This is a genomic window from Aureispira sp. CCB-QB1 (genome assembly GCF_000724545.1).
GTDB lineage: Bacteria > Bacteroidota > Bacteroidia > Chitinophagales > Saprospiraceae > Aureispira.
Genome location: NZ_JHBV01000129.1, coordinates 1 through 326 on the forward strand (window position 1 = coordinate 1; position 326 = coordinate 326).

The 326-nt window shown below is 43.6% G+C and carries 1 protein-coding gene; it reads left to right on the forward strand.

The window, feature by feature from the left end; genetic code table 11:
• A partial coding sequence (locus CG11_RS30680; RefSeq protein ID WP_197043989.1) for a hypothetical protein occupies positions 1–326 on the forward strand: 326 nt, incomplete at both ends.

A 326-nucleotide genomic window follows, 5' to 3' on the forward strand; every position in this document is an offset into this window, starting at 1 on the left:
TATACGGCAGATGAAAAAGCAAAAAAAGTCTTAATTGCTGCCGTTCAAGAATACTTGAGCACTCAAGAAATTAAAGCCCCCACGCCTTTAATGACGCTGCTCTTGGCAGTGGGTACTTGGGCAGCGGCTGGTTTTGGAGCTGCTTTTTGGCATCGTTATCAAATTCAACAAATGGAATCCAAAGCCACACCTAACACAGAAGATCCCTTGGAAGAGGAACAAGAGCAGGAGCAAGGACAAGCCAGCTCTGATTTTTCCCATTTAAAAGAATACCAGGATGGGCGCAAATTATTCAGCATTCACAAAACAACAGGGAGATACAAACA